The 15,789-nt window shown below is 41.5% G+C and carries 18 protein-coding genes; 5 read left to right on the top strand and 13 right to left on the bottom strand.

Features of this window, described 5'->3' with window-relative positions:
* Nucleotides 1-146: 146 nt before the first annotated feature.
* Both putP and ACIQCO_RS22730 read left to right on the top strand, forming a co-directional pair.
* Nucleotides 147-1,640: a sodium/proline symporter PutP gene (gene putP / locus ACIQCO_RS22735; protein WP_400433086.1), complete on the top strand. Its 1,494-nt coding sequence runs from the start codon at nt 147-149 to the stop codon at nt 1,638-1,640.
* Nucleotides 1,641-1,800: 160 nt separating this feature from the next.
* Nucleotides 1,801-2,232 carry a VOC family protein gene (locus ACIQCO_RS22730; protein WP_400433083.1) on the top strand — a complete coding sequence of 144 codons (432 nt, stop codon included), beginning with the start codon at nt 1,801-1,803 and terminating at the stop codon, nt 2,230-2,232.
* Between the two features lie 277 nt (nt 2,233-2,509).
* Here ACIQCO_RS22730 and ACIQCO_RS22725 read toward each other — a convergent pair whose 3' ends face one another.
* The 4 genes from ACIQCO_RS22725 to gatC form a co-directional block, all read right to left on the bottom strand.
* Nucleotides 2,510-3,055: a GNAT family N-acetyltransferase gene (locus ACIQCO_RS22725; protein ID WP_400433080.1), complete on the bottom strand. Its 546-nt coding sequence runs from the start codon at nt 3,053-3,055 to the stop codon at nt 2,510-2,512.
* A 493-nt stretch (nt 3,056-3,548) separates the two neighbouring features.
* Nucleotides 3,549-4,976 (bottom strand): Asp-tRNA(Asn)/Glu-tRNA(Gln) amidotransferase subunit GatB, encoded by a 1,428-nt coding sequence (gene gatB, locus ACIQCO_RS22720; protein ID WP_400433077.1) that lies wholly within the window; start codon nt 4,974-4,976, stop codon nt 3,549-3,551.
* A 12-nt stretch (nt 4,977-4,988) separates the two neighbouring features.
* Nucleotides 4,989-6,446, bottom strand: coding sequence for an Asp-tRNA(Asn)/Glu-tRNA(Gln) amidotransferase subunit GatA (gene gatA, locus ACIQCO_RS22715; protein WP_400433075.1), 1,458 nt, complete (start codon nt 6,444-6,446; stop codon nt 4,989-4,991).
* Nucleotides 6,447-6,450: 4 nt separating this feature from the next.
* A complete protein-coding gene (gene gatC / locus ACIQCO_RS22710) occupies nt 6,451-6,750 on the bottom strand; it encodes an Asp-tRNA(Asn)/Glu-tRNA(Gln) amidotransferase subunit GatC (protein WP_387314485.1) in 300 nt (99 codons plus the stop codon).
* Between the two features lie 225 nt (nt 6,751-6,975).
* Between gatC and ACIQCO_RS22705 the strand changes: the two genes are divergently transcribed.
* Nucleotides 6,976-7,632 (top strand): lysozyme family protein, encoded by a 657-nt coding sequence (locus tag ACIQCO_RS22705; protein ID WP_400433072.1) that lies wholly within the window; start codon nt 6,976-6,978, stop codon nt 7,630-7,632.
* Between the two features lie 88 nt (nt 7,633-7,720).
* Here ACIQCO_RS22705 and ACIQCO_RS22700 read toward each other — a convergent pair whose 3' ends face one another.
* The 3 genes from ACIQCO_RS22700 to ACIQCO_RS22690 all read right to left on the bottom strand — a co-directional run bounded on the left by ACIQCO_RS22700 (nt 7,721) and on the right by ACIQCO_RS22690 (nt 9,365).
* On the bottom strand, nt 7,721-8,266 hold the full coding sequence (locus ACIQCO_RS22700) for an SRPBCC family protein (protein WP_400433070.1): 546 nt from the start codon (nt 8,264-8,266) through the stop codon (nt 7,721-7,723).
* Between the two features lie 19 nt (nt 8,267-8,285).
* The gene (locus tag ACIQCO_RS22695; RefSeq protein ID WP_400433067.1) at nt 8,286-8,885 is read right to left on the bottom strand and encodes a TetR/AcrR family transcriptional regulator; all 600 of its coding nucleotides are present in this window, start codon (nt 8,883-8,885) and stop codon (nt 8,286-8,288) included.
* A gap of 222 nt (nt 8,886-9,107) precedes the next feature.
* Nucleotides 9,108-9,365, bottom strand: coding sequence for a zinc ribbon domain-containing protein (locus tag ACIQCO_RS22690; protein ID WP_400433065.1), 258 nt, complete (start codon nt 9,363-9,365; stop codon nt 9,108-9,110).
* Between the two features lie 141 nt (nt 9,366-9,506).
* On the opposite strand from ACIQCO_RS22690, the gene ACIQCO_RS22685 reads away from it, so the two are divergent.
* Nucleotides 9,507-9,959: an OsmC family protein gene (locus ACIQCO_RS22685; RefSeq protein ID WP_400433062.1), complete on the top strand. Its 453-nt coding sequence runs from the start codon at nt 9,507-9,509 to the stop codon at nt 9,957-9,959.
* A 99-nt stretch (nt 9,960-10,058) separates the two neighbouring features.
* Here ACIQCO_RS22685 and fosM read toward each other — a convergent pair whose 3' ends face one another.
* The 4 genes from fosM to ACIQCO_RS22665 all read right to left on the bottom strand — a co-directional run bounded on the left by fosM (nt 10,059) and on the right by ACIQCO_RS22665 (nt 12,262).
* Nucleotides 10,059-10,478: a FosM family fosfomycin resistance protein gene (gene fosM / locus ACIQCO_RS22680; protein ID WP_400433059.1), complete on the bottom strand. Its 420-nt coding sequence runs from the start codon at nt 10,476-10,478 to the stop codon at nt 10,059-10,061.
* A 22-nt stretch (nt 10,479-10,500) separates the two neighbouring features.
* Nucleotides 10,501-10,854, bottom strand: a complete 354-nt coding sequence (locus ACIQCO_RS22675) for a hypothetical protein (RefSeq protein ID WP_400433056.1) — start codon at nt 10,852-10,854, stop codon at nt 10,501-10,503.
* Between the two features lie 29 nt (nt 10,855-10,883).
* Nucleotides 10,884-11,702, bottom strand: coding sequence for a VanW family protein (locus ACIQCO_RS22670; RefSeq protein WP_400433053.1), 819 nt, complete (start codon nt 11,700-11,702; stop codon nt 10,884-10,886).
* A gap of 128 nt (nt 11,703-11,830) precedes the next feature.
* A complete protein-coding gene (locus ACIQCO_RS22665) occupies nt 11,831-12,262 on the bottom strand; it encodes a YueI family protein (protein ID WP_400433050.1) in 432 nt (143 codons plus the stop codon).
* A gap of 148 nt (nt 12,263-12,410) precedes the next feature.
* Between ACIQCO_RS22665 and ACIQCO_RS22660 the strand changes: the two genes are divergently transcribed.
* Nucleotides 12,411-12,533: a hypothetical protein gene (locus tag ACIQCO_RS22660; protein WP_400433048.1), complete on the top strand. Its 123-nt coding sequence runs from the start codon at nt 12,411-12,413 to the stop codon at nt 12,531-12,533.
* A gap of 199 nt (nt 12,534-12,732) precedes the next feature.
* Here ACIQCO_RS22660 and aceA read toward each other — a convergent pair whose 3' ends face one another.
* Nucleotides 12,733-14,022: an isocitrate lyase gene (gene aceA / locus ACIQCO_RS22655; protein ID WP_400433046.1), complete on the bottom strand. Its 1,290-nt coding sequence runs from the start codon at nt 14,020-14,022 to the stop codon at nt 12,733-12,735.
* 55 nt (nt 14,023-14,077) lie between these two features.
* Nucleotides 14,078-15,670 (bottom strand): malate synthase A, encoded by a 1,593-nt coding sequence (gene aceB / locus ACIQCO_RS22650; protein ID WP_400433043.1) that lies wholly within the window; start codon nt 15,668-15,670, stop codon nt 14,078-14,080.
* Between the last annotated feature and the right edge of the window lie 119 nt (nt 15,671-15,789).

Genomic DNA, 15,789 nt, shown 5'->3' with positions numbered 1-15,789 from the left:
TGTAACATTATTTTATAAGTATTTATCACTATTTTACAAAAGTAATTATTTGACACTAGCAATAGATATTTTCAATTGATAGAATATTTTATATAAGGTGAATATTATTTAAATTATTTTCTACCTATAATAAAGGGGGTAAATTTATGTCCGCTGTATCACTACAACTAGTTTCTATTGGAATTTACATTGCGATGATGTTATTTATCGGCTGGTATTCCTATCGAAAAACGAGCAATTTGACGGATTACATGCTTGGGGGAAGGTCGTTAGGACCTGCCGTCACCGCCTTAAGTGCCGGTGCAGCTGACATGAGCGGCTGGCTGTTAATGGGCTTGCCCGGGGGAATCTATTTAACTGGTTTAGCAGACGCGTGGATTGCTATCGGTCTGACAATCGGAGCTTATTTAAACTGGCTCTTAGTCGCACCGCGCCTGCGCTCATATACTCAGGTTGCCAATGATTCGATCACGATTCCAAGCTATCTTGAAAACCGCTTTAAAGATAATACAAAACTGCTCCGGATTGTTTCGGGAATTGTAATTCTTCTATTCTTTACTTTCTATGTTTCATCGGGGATGGTTTCGGGAGCTGTATTCTTTAAAAGCTCGTTTGGCACGAGCTACCATACAGGCCTTTATATTGTGGGCGGTGTTGTCGTTGCCTACACTTTATTTGGCGGGTTCCTCGCGGTAAGCTATACCGATTTTATTCAGGGGTTAATGATGCTGATTGCCCTGCTGCTGGTTCCGGCGATTGGAATTTTCCACACTGGTGGTCTAGCTGAAACGTTTGAAACGATTCGAGCAATCGATTCGACTAAACTTGACTTCTTAAAAGGCACAACCTTTTTAGGAATTATTTCGGCACTAGCATGGGGGCTTGGCTACTTTGGACAGCCGCATATCATCGTCCGCTTTATGGCCATCAATTCGATCAAAGAAATAAAGAGCGCCCGCCGGATTGGCATGGGCTGGATGATTTTCTCGCTTATAGGGACTGTTTTCACTGCCCTTATCGGTATTGCTTTTTTTAAACAAAACCCGCAATTTACGCTGGATGATCCTGAAGCAGTATTCATTCAATTGGGGCAAATTTTATTCCATCCAATCTTCGCCGGCTTTGTCTTGGCCGCAATCCTAGCGGCGATTATGAGCACCATCTCTTCGCAGTTAATCGTGACTTCCAGTGCACTTGTCGAAGACTTATACAAAATGGTCGTGAATAAAAATGCGAAGGATCAACAGCTTGTCTTTTTAGGCAGAATGGCCGTCCTGCTTGTCGCAGTCGTCGCTGCTCTTCTAGCTTTCAAACAAGATAACACCATATTAGATCTCGTTGCCTATGCGTGGGCAGGCTTCGGCGCTTCCTTTGGTCCGATCGTTTTATTAAGTTTATTTTGGAAAAAGATTACGAACTGGGGCGCCCTGTCCGGGATGATTGTCGGTGCCGTTACCGTCATCGTCTGGAAAAATGGCAACCTTGGAAAGGTTTTCTTCGGGGAATCACTTTATGAAATCGTGCCAGGATTTGTTCTCAACCTGCTTGTCGCTGTCATTGTCAGCTTAATCACTTATAAGAAAAATGAAGCAATTGAGAAGGAATTTGATGAGAGTGTCCGTTTATTAAAACAGGAATAGTGTTTAGAATACGCTCGGTTACCCGAGCGTTTTTTCAATGCGCTTATTTCCAAGTTAGTCAGTTTTTACTTAAATTTAGAATTTCCCTACATGAAGGAGGAGAATTATCATTTCTTGAAGAAAGGTAAAGAAACAAAAATAATTATTGGAGGAATTAAGAATGGTCCCACAAAGAGTAAGTTTATTAACATTAGGTGCACGAAATTTACCTGCACTACGTGTTTTTTATCAATCGTTAGGCTGGGAAGAAACGGATTTTAGCTCGGATCAATACGCTGTCTTTAAAACAGCAGGCACATTGCTTTCCTTATTTCCAATTGCGGAGCTGGCCAAAGATGCCGGCATCGAAATTTCACAGTCAACCGAAACTTTTCACGCAGTGACCTTTGCGATTAATGTTGAGAAACCAGAACAAGTAGACACTACCATTGAAGAAATCCGTGAAGCCGGCGGGAAAATATTACGAGAACCAAGTGACGCCTTTTGGGGCGGCCGCACCGCCTATTTTGCCGACCCTGAAAATAATCTCTGGGAAGTGGCCTGGAATCCGAACTCTGTCTTTGATGAGCACGGGACGATGATCTCGTTTTAATTTTAAAAAGGTATCTAACAAGTATTTTTAGATACCTTTTTTTATTTCTTAAGTAAATTTGCAGTTTTATTGATATTCAACTCCTAAAAAGGCGGTGATTTCTTAAAATAAGCTTTAAAAATATACAGATATTTTTTATCAGCGGTTTTCTGGAATTTATCAGCGATTTCCGTCAGTTTATCAGCGAATTACCCCACTTTATCAGCGAATACGAGATTTTATCAGCGAATCGATAAAAATTCAAATAAAGATCCCTACCCTATTAGCTAGAAATCTATTATTCCTCAATCCAATCCTCAGCCAGCATCCCGTATACCATATGGTCAACGTAATGGTCATACAACCATTCGGCTTGTCTGATGCAGCCTTCGTTTACAAAACCTAATCTTTCAGGAATACTTCGGCTTTTCTTATTCTCCACTGCTGCCCTAATTTCAACTCGGTTTAACTTTAATTCGCTTATGGCATAATCGGTCAGTGCTCTAGCTGTTTTAGTCATGATCCCATTTCCTTGGTATTCCGCGGCAAGCCAATAACCAATGTGAGCATTTTTATTCGACCAATCAATTGTGTTAAAGCTCGCAGCTCCGACGATTTCACCTTTGAATAAAATTACCGCATTCAAGCTTTTATTCTCGGCATAGCCCTTTAAACACATTTGAATAAAACCTTTTGTATCCTCAATTTTAGTAGTCATATCAAGCCACGGGAGCCACTCCCGCAAATGTTCTCGATTTTGATTGGTCAATTCAAATATTCTTTCAGCATCCTTTAATTCTATTAACTTCAGAGATACTTCTTCGTCAATCTTATGGCTGAACATGATTCTCCCCCTCTTGATTACTAGTTTATTTTGAATATTAACATACTTTTCAACGGAAAAACCAAATACTTTTTTTTCTACAAATTTTTCACAAGATTTGTGACGAAAATTCCCTTATATCAACGAAAACCACAGTTTCAATCAAACGTTTGATTGGATAGAAAAAAACTAATCAAACGTTTGATTGAAATAGAATTAGAGACTTTAAACAAAGGGTTTTCCCCTAGAAATCAGCAAGAAAAGTGTCGACAATTGGGAGCTATTTTCAATTTTCATCCACTAACCTTGGCGAAAAATGGCACTTGTCCGCTAATATTACAGACTTCGACAAGCATTCCTATATTTCAATATTAATCAAACGTTTATTTGAAAAGGGGGCGACCTCTTACCACCTTTGACTTTTTCCCGGGAAATTGAAAAAATTCTTGTCGAACCACGCTCGACTTTTTCCCCTACACAAAAAGCCGGCAGAAAAAATCTGCCAGCTTCTGATTTATCGTTTTTGTAATTCCTGTTGTAATAGCTGATTAACCATTTGCGGATTGGCTTGTCCCTTGGTGGCTTTCATTAGCTGACCAACAAGGAAACCAACCGCTTTGTTTTTCCCAGCTTTAAAATCTTCAATCGATTTCGGGTTGGCATCAAGGACTTCTGTGATAATTTTCAAAAGTGTTCCTTCATCCGAAATTTGCACGAGACCTTTTTCTTTCACGATTTGCTCGGCATCGCCGCCATTTTCGATTAACTCTTGAAATACTGTTTTCGCGATTTTCGATGAAATCGTGCCATTTTCAATGAGTTTAATCATTCCCGCTAAGCCTTCTGGAGTTAAAGCAACTTGATTAAGCTCTTTCGACTCGGCGTTTAAATAGGCGGAAACATCGCCCATGATCCAGTTCGAAGCCAGCTTCGCATCGGCACCGCCACCCACAGTTGCTTCAAAGAAATCGGCCATTTCTTTTGTCATTGTAAGCACCTTGGCATCATATACAGGTAAGCCAAGTTCTTCCACATAACGCTTTTGCCGCTCATCTGGAAGCTCAGGGATTTCCGCGCTAATCCGTGCTTTCCAGTCCTCATCAATGAATATATCCAATAAGTCAGGTTCAGGGAAGTAGCGATAATCATCGGAACCTTCTTTGACCCTCATGAGCAAGGTTGCGCCAGTTGCCTCATCAAAACGACGAGTTTCCTGTTCAATGACCCCGCCTGCCGAAATCACTTCTTTTTGACGTTTTTCTTCATATTCAAGACCTTTGCGAACAAAGTTGAACGAGTTCAAATTCTTCAATTCCGTTTTCGTACCGAATTCCTCTTGTCCCACCGGACGAATGGAAATATTAGCATCGCAACGGAGCGATCCCTCTTCCATCTTACAATCGGAAACGCCTGTATATTGAATAATTGACTTTAATTTTTCAAGATATGCATAGGCCTCGTCTGGAGTACGGATATCTGGCTCGGAAACAATCTCAACAAGTGGAGTACCCTGACGATTGTAGTCGCATAATGAGTACCCTTTTCCATGGTTCAGTTTTCCGGCATCCTCTTCCAGATGAATTCTCGTGATTCCAATCCGTTTCGTATAGCCGTTTACCTCAATTTCAATCCATCCGTGCTCGCCAATCGGCTTGTCAAATTGCGAGATTTGATAAGCCTTTGGATTGTCCGGGTAAAAATAGTTTTTACGGTCAAATTTCGTATGTGACGCAACCTCACAGTTTAACGCCATCGCCGCCTTCATTCCGAACTCAACCGCCTTTTTATTAAGAACAGGTAAAACCCCAGGATATCCTAGATCGATTACACTCGTATTCGTGTTCGGCTCATCACCAAACTGGTTTGGACTGGCTGAGAAGATTTTAGAGTCTGTTTTTAACTCGACATGGACTTCAAGTCCGATCACTGTTTCAAATTCCATTGTTTTCACCCCCTACAATTCCGGCTTTTGTTTATGAAAGTCTGTCGCTTGTTCGAAAGCATGTGCTGCTCGATAAACTGTTGCTTCATCAAAATACTTACCGATGATTTGCAGGCCTAACGGCAAACCACCATCAAAGCCGCAAGGAACTGAAATTCCTGGCAAGCCCGCTAAGTTCAAAGGAATCGTTAAAATATCATTCGCGTACATTGTTAATGGATCCTCTATATTTTCGCCAATTTTAAAAGCAGGAGTTGGCGCTGTCGGCCCGACAATCACATCATATTTGGCAAGCACATCTTCAAAATCCTTCTTAATCAAGGTACGAACCTGTTGTGCTTTTTTATAATAAGCATCATAGTAGCCCGAGCTTAACGCAAACGTACCGAGCATGATGCGACGTTTCACTTCATCGCCGAAACCTTCTGCACGTGTCTTTTTATATAAATCGATTAAGCTTTCTGCATCTGGTGTCCGGTACCCATAACGCACCCCGTCAAAACGGGCAAGGTTCGCTGATGCTTCAGATGAAGAAAGTAAGTAGTAGGCTGCTAGAGCGTATTTGGAGTGTGGGAGTGATACCTCTTCCCAAACTGCTCCTAAACTTTCAAGGACTTTTAAAGCAGCTAACACGGATTGACGTGCAGCTTCGCCAACTCCTTCGCCAAGATATTCCTTTGGTACAGCAATTTTCAGACCTTTCACGTCACCTGTTAAGGCAGCCGCAAAGTTCGGAACATCTACATTTGCTGATGTCGAGTCCATCGGGTCAATTCCAGAGATTGCTTGTAAAAGAAAAGCATTATCCTCAACGGTTCTCGTAATCGGCCCAATTTGATCAAGGGAGGAGGCAAAGGCAACAAGACCGAAGCGGGACACACGTCCATAGGTTGGCTTCATGCCGACGACACCACAGAAAGAAGCAGGCTGGCGGATGGAACCACCTGTATCAGAGCCTAATGAAAATAGAACTTCTCCAGCGGCTACCGATGCTGCCGAACCGCCAGATGATCCTCCTGGTACCCTGTTAAGATCCCACGGATTCTGCGTTTTTTTAAAAGCTGAGTTTTCATTCGACGAACCCATGGCAAACTCGTCCATGTTTAGCTTTCCAATGGTCACAGTTTCTGCCTGTTGCAGTTTTTGAACAACGGTTGCGTCGTAAATTGGATCGAAGTTTTCGAGAATTTTACTCGCGCAGGTTGTTCGTAAGCCCTTTGTCACGATGTTATCCTTCACACCAATCGGCATTCCAAATAGCAATCCTTTTTGAGAATCGGCTGCAAGTTTTTCATCCAGTAATTTTGCTGATTGCCGTGCCTGTTCTTCATCCAACGTTAAAAACGCCTGGACCTTATCTTCAACTTGACCAATCCGCTTATACGATTCCTCCACTAGGTCAGTCACTTTTAGTTCTTTCTTATGTAATAGCTCATGAAGATCTGAAACTTTATAATCAAATAAACTCACTTTTTTAATCCTCCTTCCCCATTATATTCGGTACTTTAATCTGTCCGTCTTGATGCTCCGGTGCATTTTTCAGTACCTCTTCAAGCGGTAATCCTTGTTGTGGAATATCCTCCCGCAAGACATTTTTCATATCAAGCACATGGTATGTAGGTTCTACATTTTCTGTATCCAGTTCATTTAACTGTTCTGCAAAGGTAATAATCGCATCGAGCTGCTTTGTGAACTTTTCCGCTTCTTCTTCTGTAATCGCCAAGCGTGCTAAGTTGGCAACATGTTTCACCTGGTCATTTGAAATTCGTGACATAATTTTTGACCCCCAATCCCAACGCTATTTTAATATTGATGATACCAAACTTTTCCGCGTTACCGCAATGATTCCTTCTTCAGTATGGACAATAGTTCGTCTTTTTAGATTATGACGAATCTCACACAATTCCTTTTTCCATAAATATCAATAGGTTTATCACTGACTTTGCTGAAACATTCCCTTATAATAGTCAGAGATAATTGAGTTTAGGAGAGTTACTGAATGAAAAAACGAAGACGGAGTAAATTCAAAACCTTTTTCGTGCTATTTATTATTTTTTGCGCGTTGGCGATGTTTCAAAATCATTTCCAAAAACAAAGTTCCCCTCATATAGTAGAAAACGATCCATTTACTGACGTAAAAAAATATACACCTATAATACACGATGAATTAGCGAAATATCAGCTTGAAAGTCATACAGATACCCTTATTGCCCTCATGCAGCAGGAAAGCCGCGGCAAAGGCGGAGATCCGATGCAGGCTTCTGAATCGGCTGGTTTAGCACCAAACACGATTAACGATCCGAAACAAAGTATTCAAGCTGGGGTCAAACATTTTCAGAGCGTACTTACTTATGGAAATCAAAAAAAGGTCGATTTTCCCACCATTATTCAGGCATATAACATGGGCAGGGGCTATGTTGACTATGTCGCGCAGCACGGCGGCAAACATAGTGAGGCGTTAGCGAAAGAATTCTCCCTACTTCGGGTAAAAGAGAAGCCAAACATTTACACATGCGGCGGCGATAAAAATAATTTCCGTTATCCCTATTGCTATGGTGATTTTACCTACAGCACAAAAGTAGCGAAAAATATGGAATTGTTAGTGGATAGTATTCCAGTGAATAGCAGCGAAAAAACACCCGGTGGAGCCTATTAGGAATCCATCGGGTGTTTTGAAATGTCTGCAAACTTTTTGCCACTTCTGCTGAATCCCCCAAAATGCCGCTGTATTTGGAAACAATTCGTTAATTTGAATCCGTCTTTGTTCCTTCCGCCTTTGCTTTTAAGGCCTCATTCATTTTAATAAATCCTTCACGTGTATCCTTAAAAAGGGTTATATAAAACATGTTCGTCAAAGACACGACTATGCCATCAAAATCTTCATACTGAATAAATTTAACACGATCATCTGATAATCGTTGGATGACTAAATGATGATTACCATCAAAAATTTTCGGGATGTTCGCCACACGGCCAATCCAATTTATTTCCATTCCAGGTTTAACCTGCAGTAACGTAGGCTCAAAGGGATCTAATTTAAGGCTTCCGTTTTGCAATTTCATTAGCAGCTTTTCCCCAGCATTTAGTTTTCCTTGTGCTTCCTTCATAAAGGGATTCCACTCAGAATAGGATTCTAAATCTGAGATGATCGCCCACACCTGTTCTTCCGATGCATTAATTTCTACTTCCGTATAAATTTTTTTACTTCCAAAGCTAAGACTGATTATTATTACAAAAAAGGATAGAACAACTGAAAGGATTATCTTTTTTGAACGGCTGACCTTTTTCATTTTATTCAACTCTTCCCTATTAAAGTTTTTTTTGTGACCCTTTAAAAAGCCATTCCATGCCGTTTATACAATTTTCCTGGAATCTAAGCATATCCTGCTCTTTTGACATCGCTTGTAATGTAAGACCATCAATAACAGCCTGCACAATAGAAGCAAGCGATTCCTTTTCTTCCTGTTCAAGTGTTGTCTCCAATCCATTAATGACCTGTAGCACCCCTAGCTTCATTTCAGAATAAATCGCCTCAAACTCTTTTTCTAAATCCGGATTCTTACGACTCTCCATCCATAAACTCACGAGCAAGGTGAACCACTCAGGATTATTCCTTCTGAAAGTTACTACATGCTGGATAGCGTTTGAAATAATATCTTTGTTTTCGGTCATACCTTTTAATTGAGATGAAGATTCTGCCATCCCCCTGTTGATCATCCACTCTCTTACTACTTGGACAAGCAGGTTTTCTTTTGTGCCAAAGTAATAACCTATTAGTCCTTGGGCAACGCCGGCCTTCGCTGCTATATCCTTCATGGAAGTGCGGGCATATCCAACAGCGCCAAATAAGCTATAGGCTGCTTCCATTATTGCTTCCTTGCGTCCATCCGTTTGTTCCGTTTTTTTCATGTTTTTCACTCCAAGTTAATTTATTTGTCTGTTTGTTCGTTCAATCAATTTAATTGAAGTATATTCTTGTTTGAATGAACAGTCAATATATTTTTGGATATAATTGTTAAAATGGTCTTTTATCACGACTTATTTTAATTCGGTTCGAAATGGTTGTAGCGTTATTATTAAATGCGGTAATCCCTCTCATACCATCAACGGTCGAAATATGATGATTCCTCGCTAATCTATTCTACTAACCTTCTTATTAAACCAATGAACATACCCACAGCGATGGCAGGTCAATATCGTTGCAGAGCGATTGGCGAAATCGAGATTAAACAAAGTGGCCAATGCTGTATTCAATTGGGCATAACCATGCTCAAATTGATCATGCTGACAATGAACACAGGTTACTTCGATTCCATTTGCCTGATACTGACCAGGCCCGAATGACTTCTTTATGTTTTTTGCAAACAGTTTAACGAATCCTTTTGCCATTCAATTATCCCCCTACTAGAAATGCGTTTTCTTGACTTTTTTATTGGATAAACAAAGAATTAGTATTAGGCTAATTTTCAATTTTCACTGATTCGTATTTAACATACCATATTTTTCAATTTATGCGGGAGGAAATATAGCATGGCAGAACATGTATTTCACTTAAAGGCTAACTGGCCGAGATTACGGAATGACGTCGGAGAGATTGAGACCGGGAACCTTAAAACTAAGGTCTCGATACCGCCGGAAATGGATGGGCCTGGTGTTGGCACCAATCCTGATGAGATGCTGCTTGGGGCTGCAGCAACCTGCTATATCATTACCCTTGCAGCGATGATGGAACGCAGCGGTCTGGAGAAGGTGGCCTTGACAATGGAATCTGAAGGCATTGTTGATGTAACCAAGGGAGTAATTACCTATAAAAAGATTATCCACCGCCCTCGTATTATCTTGAAGCCGGAAGCTTCTGAAAAAGACGTTGAATTGGCTCTGCGGCTTGCCAAAAAAGCGGAAACATCCTGCATGATCAGCCGCGCTGTTCAAGGAAATGTGGAGATTGAGCTGGAGGCGAAGGTAGAAGTGGCAACTGGATGAAAGCATAGGGTCAATAGGAGATTCATGAGGACAATTTGGTTTACTTTTTGTCCTCATGAGCGCAAGCTTTGATTAATATACCCCCACTCAAGCTCTCTTTTATATGAAAAAATCCATATGGCTCTTTTCCTGTTTATAATAGTCCAATCTATCCTTCAATGTTCCTGTATGAAACTCAAATTTATGACCATCCGGGTCGGTGAAATAAATCGACCTTTTATCCCGTTCGTTCCTGGACCGCCCAGGCAAAATAGTGACGTTCAACTGCTTAAGTTTCTCATACATTTTAAAAAAATCTGCTTCTTCGATTGTAAAAGCAATATGGGTGTAGGACTGGTTTATTTCATTACGGGGGATGTCTTTTTCCAAATTAAGTGCAAGCCACAGTCCATTTAAATCAAAATAGGCCGTACTCTTGCCCTTCACCAACAGTTTCGCCTCAAAAACTTCTTGATAAAATTCTATTGATCTATCTAAATTGGAAACGGAAAATAGCAAATGGTTTATTCCTTTTATCAATTTACGATCACCTTTCCCTTCATCACCTACTGTATTCCTTATGCTGCTCGGCATTCTGTTGAGCCCAAAGCAATAGCTTTGTTTTTTCAAAATATACATTATTATCAACTGTAATATATGGCAGCATCATGCCCTCGTAAACACCGGAAGCTTCCAAAGCTTTTTTTTCATTAGAAATAATCATTTTGATTTCTTCTGCTGGTAACCCAAGGAATTTAGATGCACCGTCTAAATCAATCAAGACACCGCTTTCCGCTGTGCTTTTACTTTTTGGCTCGGCTGAAGAAGCGGATAGAGGCTTAGAAGCGATAAGATAACAGCCAATAATGATTCCTAAAGAGATTATTAAAGATGGGATCCAAAGTTTATGACTCAACAATTTCATCCTCCATTTAATCAGATTTTTTAAGAATTTCCATCTGGCAAAAACGGCTCGTACATCATAATCGCATTGTTTTCAGTAATATATTCATCATCGATCAATTCCTGATTTAAGTTATATACCTTGCGATGAATCTTGTTATGTCTAGCATAGCCGCCCCAATACTCCTGCGTCATCGAGTGTTCTTTTTCATAAACCTCGTAGGTTCTTGTCAGTGGCACATTAGCCCGCCATTCCCCGACGAGATGGGTATCGGTTAAATAGATAACTAGTTGATAGGTGGCATTTGTGTCATTTTCAATTTGCAAATCAAGGTAGTTGTAGGCACAGGTGGCCCCGCTTCCGAACGGCTGGCTACGTTTTGAATCTGGGAAAACATCGTAGCTATGACGATACCGTTCCGTTACCGACAGCGGTGTATGGAGGGTCATCCAATATATTAGATTCGAAAGTTGGCATAGGCCCCCGCCAGTTCCCGTGGTTACCTTTCCATAGTGGAGGATCATTCCGTCCACATAACCTTTGCTTTTACTCGTATTGCCAAGTAGTTTCCAATAGGAAAATGTCTCCCCCGGTTTGAGGATGATCCCATTTAACGACTTAACAGCAATTGTTAAGTTCTTGACTTTATTATGCTGCAGCCACATATCGACGTCCTTCAATTGTCGCAGCAACACGGTTTTGTGGGTAAAAATGACGTGTTTTAATTTTGCAGTTTCTTTTTGTTTTGCATAGCTTTTTCCGTCCGTATACCACTCCCAATATCGTTTCAGGCGATAATATTTTGTTCCCAAATAAATCCTAAGCTGATTACGTTTGATTGGCTGCTTGATTGGCATCATGTCAATCCCCGCTCTCTTTTCTATAACTCCCTTAATTTTATGATAAATCTAACAACTTTTGTATTTAATTTTTCTTGAAATGTAAAAAGGGTATAATTCTAAATGAATTACACCCTTTTTTCTGAGTTTTACCGTTTGAAAATTTTCGAAAACAAACCTTTTTTAACTTGAGTTTTTTCAGGGATGGGATCGTTTTTTGAAATAAAGATTTCTTCTTTATCAATTGCATGACTCATTGCTAAAACTAACCCGATTTCCGTGTCGTGCTCCTTGTTAGTGACAATCGTATGCTCAACCTTATTTTTAGTAGCCATTTTTACATATTTCGATAACACTTCATAGTTCATGTTTCCATTGAGAAGAAGCTGTGCCCCAGGGTATTTCTTCATTGACTGCTTAATTTGCGGATAAACTTCGGTCTCTGCCACCTGTCTTTTGTAGAGGGCAACAATGATCCGTTCTCTTATCGTTCCTAAGTATTTTCGCCGCTCATTCGGTTTTGTTTGCAAGGGGCCAAAGATGCCTTGCTGTAAGACCTCGTCAACGGTTGGCTTTTTCAAACAAATCAACTCCATATAAAGGCTATTATTATGTATGATGATACCTCAAAAAGTGTTACTTTCCAAAATTAAGCTATAAAGGCAGCATTTTGGCTCGGGGAAATGCTTAATTGCAAGAAAAAATTGCGTACACGAGAAAAAATTCGGCTTGGCGACAGTTGGCCATACCTTTACGACAGTTAACGCACCTTTCCCGACAGTTGACCCAACCTTTTCGACAGTTGACGCACCTTTCCCGACAGTTGAACCGCACTTTGCGACAGTTAACTAACCCCTTCCGCCAGTAATCTCACCGCTCCCGCCAGTAACCCCACCCCTTCCGCCAGTAATCCCACCGCTCCCGCCAGTAAACATACCCCTCCCGTCACCAAACTCAACTTATCAGTCAATCCCCCGCCATGATCCATAATTAATCTCGCCCTAACCTCAAAGAAATCCTCCCCTCCACTTGGAGAGAAGGACACACATCATTATTTTTGAGTAGAACCCGTGAATTGCGCCTCTTCAGTAGACCCTTTCAAAGCCGTTGTTGATGAAGTTCCGCCTGTTATCACCATTGATACTTGGTCAAAGTAGCCTGTTCCAACCTCACGCTGGTGGCGTGTGGCTGTGTAGCCGTATTGCTCGCTGTCAAACTCTGCTTGCTGCAATTCGGAATAGGCTGCCATGCCGCGTTCTTTGTAGCCGCGGGCAAGCTCGAACATGCCGTGGTTTAGTGCATGGAAGCCGGCAAGGGTCACGAATTGGAACTTGTAGCCCATTTTTCCAAGCTCCTCTTGGAATTTCGCAATCGTTTCTTCGTCAAGCTTCTTCTTCCAATTGAAGGAAGGGGAACAGTTGTAAGCTAACAATTTGCCAGGGAACTGCTCATGAATGGCTTCAGCAAATTGTTTTGCTTCGGCAATATTCGGCTCGGAAGTTTCACACCAAATGAGATCCGCATACGGGGCATAGGCCAAACCGCGGGCAATCGCCTGTTCAATCCCTGCCTTAACCCTGAAGAATCCTTCGCCAGTCCGCTCGCCGGTAATAAACGGTGCATCATTCATATCGATATCACTTGTAATTAAATCAGCAGCGTTGGCATCAGTGCGGGCAACTAATACGGTTGGAACGCCCATTACATCAGCAGCTAACCGTGCCGCAATCAAGTTACGAACCGCTGTTTGTGTCGGCAGCAATACTTTACCGCCTAAGTGGCCGCACTTTTTCTCTGAAGAAAGCTGGTCTTCAAAGTGGACGCCTGAGGCACCCGCTTCAATCATGCCCTTCATCAATTCGAAACAGTTTAACTGTCCGCCAAAGCCTGCCTCGGCATCGGCAACAATCGGAGCGAACCAATCAATCGAATCGTCACCTTCGGAATGGGTGATTTGGTCTGCGCGCTGAAGTGCCTGGTTAATTCGTTTGACCACGCTTGGCACGCTGTTTGCCGGGTACAAGCTTTGGTCTGGATACATATGTCCTGAAAGGTTGGCATCGGCTGCTACCTGCCAGCCGCTTAAGTATATGGCTTTTAGCCCAGCTTTAACCTGCTGCACTGCCTGATTTCCTGTTAAGGCACCAAGGGCATTAATATAGTCTTCTTCATTTAACAGTTTCCATAGCTTTTCAGCGCCTTTAAGAGCCAAAGTATGTTCGATATCAATCGAACCGCGCAGCTTTATAACATCCTCGGCCGTGTACGGTCTTGTAATCCCTTGCCAACGCTTATCTAATTCCCAGCTTTCCTGCAACCTAGCTACTCTTGAATCAGTCATTTTAAAAACTCCTCCTATCAATCTATTAGAATATTTTTCAAAAAATTAACACTCTTTATAACTGCTCATATCCAGGCAATGTTAAGAAATCAACAAACTCATCATTTAAAATTAAGTGGTCAAATAGGCGAATAGCTTCATCAAACCGGCCATTCTCAAAGTTTTGGAATCCGATTTCCTGCTTGATTCTTTCTAATTCCTCGCATTTTAATTGTTCATACATTTCGATTGTTACTTTCCTGCCGTCATCTAGAACCCCTTTTGGATGGCGAATCCACTGCCAAAGCTGCGCCCGTGAAATTTCTGCCGTTGCCGCATCCTCCATTAAGTTATAGATAGGCGCTGCACCTCTTCCGCAAAGCCAGGAAGCGACATATTGAATGCCAACATTGATATTCGTACGGACACCTGCTTCTGTGATTGTTCCGCCAGGCACCTCAAGTAAGTCTTGCGCTGTAATTGTTATTTTTTGCTGTTTTGCCGTGTGAATTTGATTTGGCGTCGGCATTTCACGATTAAATGCTTCCATTGCTACCGAGACAAGTCCTGGGTGTGCTACCCATGTACCGTCATGTCCGTCGCGTGCTTCCCGTTCTTTGTCAGCACGGACTTTTGCAAAAGCTTCTTCATTTGCCTGCGGGTTATTTTTTACCGGAATTTGTGCTGCCATTCCACCCATTGCCGGTGCCTTGCGGCGATGGCAGGTTTGAATCGTCAGCAGCGAATAGGAGCGCATAAACGGCGAAGTCATCGTGACTTGAGCGCGATCCGGCAAAATGACATCCCTTTGGCTACGCAGTTTTTTTATGAAGCTGAAAATATAATCCCATCTGCCACAGTTTAAGCCGGCGGAATGCTCCTTTAATTCATAAAGAATTTCATCCATTTCAAATGCAGCCATGATGGTTTCGATTAATACCGTTGCTTTAATTGTTCCTTGAGCAACCCCGAGCTTTTCCTGTGCAAAAACAAATACATCATTCCAAAGCCGTGCTTCTAAATGGCTTTCAAGCTTTGGCAGGTAAAAATAAGGACCTGAACCTTTAGCAAGCAGTGCCATTACATTGTGAAAAAAGTACATGCCGAAGTCGAAAAAGCTTCCTGAGATCGGCTTGCCATCTAAAAGCACATGTTTTTCATCCAGATGTAATCCACGTGGTCTTGGAATCAGCACCGCTGTTTCTTCCTTTAACACATATTTCTTCCCGTTCGGGTTTTCAAAACTAATCGTCCGTTTCACTGCATCTCGTAAGTTGATTTGTCCTTCAATTGCATTTTCCCATGTTGGTGAAGTGGCATCTTCAAAATCAGCCATAAACAATTTCGCTCCGGAATTCAAGGCGTTAATGACCATTTTACGGTCTGTCGGGCCGGTAATTTCTACGCGGCGGTCTTGAAGGTCTTTTGGCAGTGGTGCAATTGTCCATTCCCCAGTGCGAATATGCTTTGTTTCAGGGAGGAAATCCGGCAGTTTGCCGTTATCAATTTCCTGTTGGCGTTTTTGTCTGTACTGTAACAGTTCCACTCTTCTTGCACCGAACTTTTGCTCTAACTCCTCAATAAAATTTAAAGCCTCCGGAGTTAAAATCTCATCATACTGGGCTTTCATTCCCCCAACCACTTCAATACCAGTCGTTTGCGTCGACATGAACTTGATCACCCCTTTGTTATAATACAGTAACTATCTACGTTTTGTATTATATAACACAACTTTCAAAATTGGAACTGCTTTTCTGAAAATTTTAAATAAATAGGTAAAAATACCCT

Origin of the sequence: Neobacillus sp. NPDC093127 (genome assembly GCF_044754175.1) — a bacterium.
Taxonomy (GTDB): domain Bacteria; phylum Bacillota; class Bacilli; order Bacillales; family Cytobacillaceae; genus Neobacillus.
Note: the sequence above shows the minus strand (reverse complement) of the source record. Positions and strands in the feature narration are given on the sequence as shown.

Excerpts from the sequence above, each read along its gene's own strand:
- putP (WP_400433086.1), top strand. The coding sequence starts at position 147 with ATGTCCGCTGTATCACTACAACTAGTTTCTATTGGAATTTACATTGCG.
- ACIQCO_RS22730 (WP_400433083.1), top strand. The coding sequence starts at position 1,801 with ATGGTCCCACAAAGAGTAAGTTTATTAACATTAGGTGCACGAAATTTA.
- ACIQCO_RS22725 (WP_400433080.1), bottom strand. The coding sequence starts at position 3,055 with ATGTTCAGCCATAAGATTGACGAAGAAGTATCTCTGAAGTTAATAGAA.
- gatB (WP_400433077.1), bottom strand. The coding sequence starts at position 4,976 with ATGGAATTTGAAACAGTGATCGGACTTGAAGTCCATGTCGAGTTAAAA.
- gatC (WP_387314485.1), bottom strand. The coding sequence starts at position 6,750 with ATGTCACGAATTTCAAATGACCAGGTGAAACATGTTGCCAACTTAGCA.
- ACIQCO_RS22705 (WP_400433072.1), top strand. The coding sequence starts at position 6,976 with ATGAAAAAACGAAGACGGAGTAAATTCAAAACCTTTTTCGTGCTATTT.
- ACIQCO_RS22700 (WP_400433070.1), bottom strand. The coding sequence starts at position 8,266 with ATGAAAAAGGTCAGCCGTTCAAAAAAGATAATCCTTTCAGTTGTTCTA.
- ACIQCO_RS22695 (WP_400433067.1), bottom strand. The coding sequence starts at position 8,885 with ATGAAAAAAACGGAACAAACGGATGGACGCAAGGAAGCAATAATGGAA.
- ACIQCO_RS22690 (WP_400433065.1), bottom strand. The coding sequence starts at position 9,365 with ATGGCAAAAGGATTCGTTAAACTGTTTGCAAAAAACATAAAGAAGTCA.
- ACIQCO_RS22685 (WP_400433062.1), top strand. The coding sequence starts at position 9,507 with ATGGCAGAACATGTATTTCACTTAAAGGCTAACTGGCCGAGATTACGG.
- ACIQCO_RS22670 (WP_400433053.1), bottom strand. The coding sequence starts at position 11,702 with ATGATGCCAATCAAGCAGCCAATCAAACGTAATCAGCTTAGGATTTAT.
- aceA (WP_400433046.1), bottom strand. The coding sequence starts at position 14,022 with ATGACTGATTCAAGAGTAGCTAGGTTGCAGGAAAGCTGGGAATTAGAT.
- aceB (WP_400433043.1), bottom strand. The coding sequence starts at position 15,670 with ATGTCGACGCAAACGACTGGTATTGAAGTGGTTGGGGGAATGAAAGCC.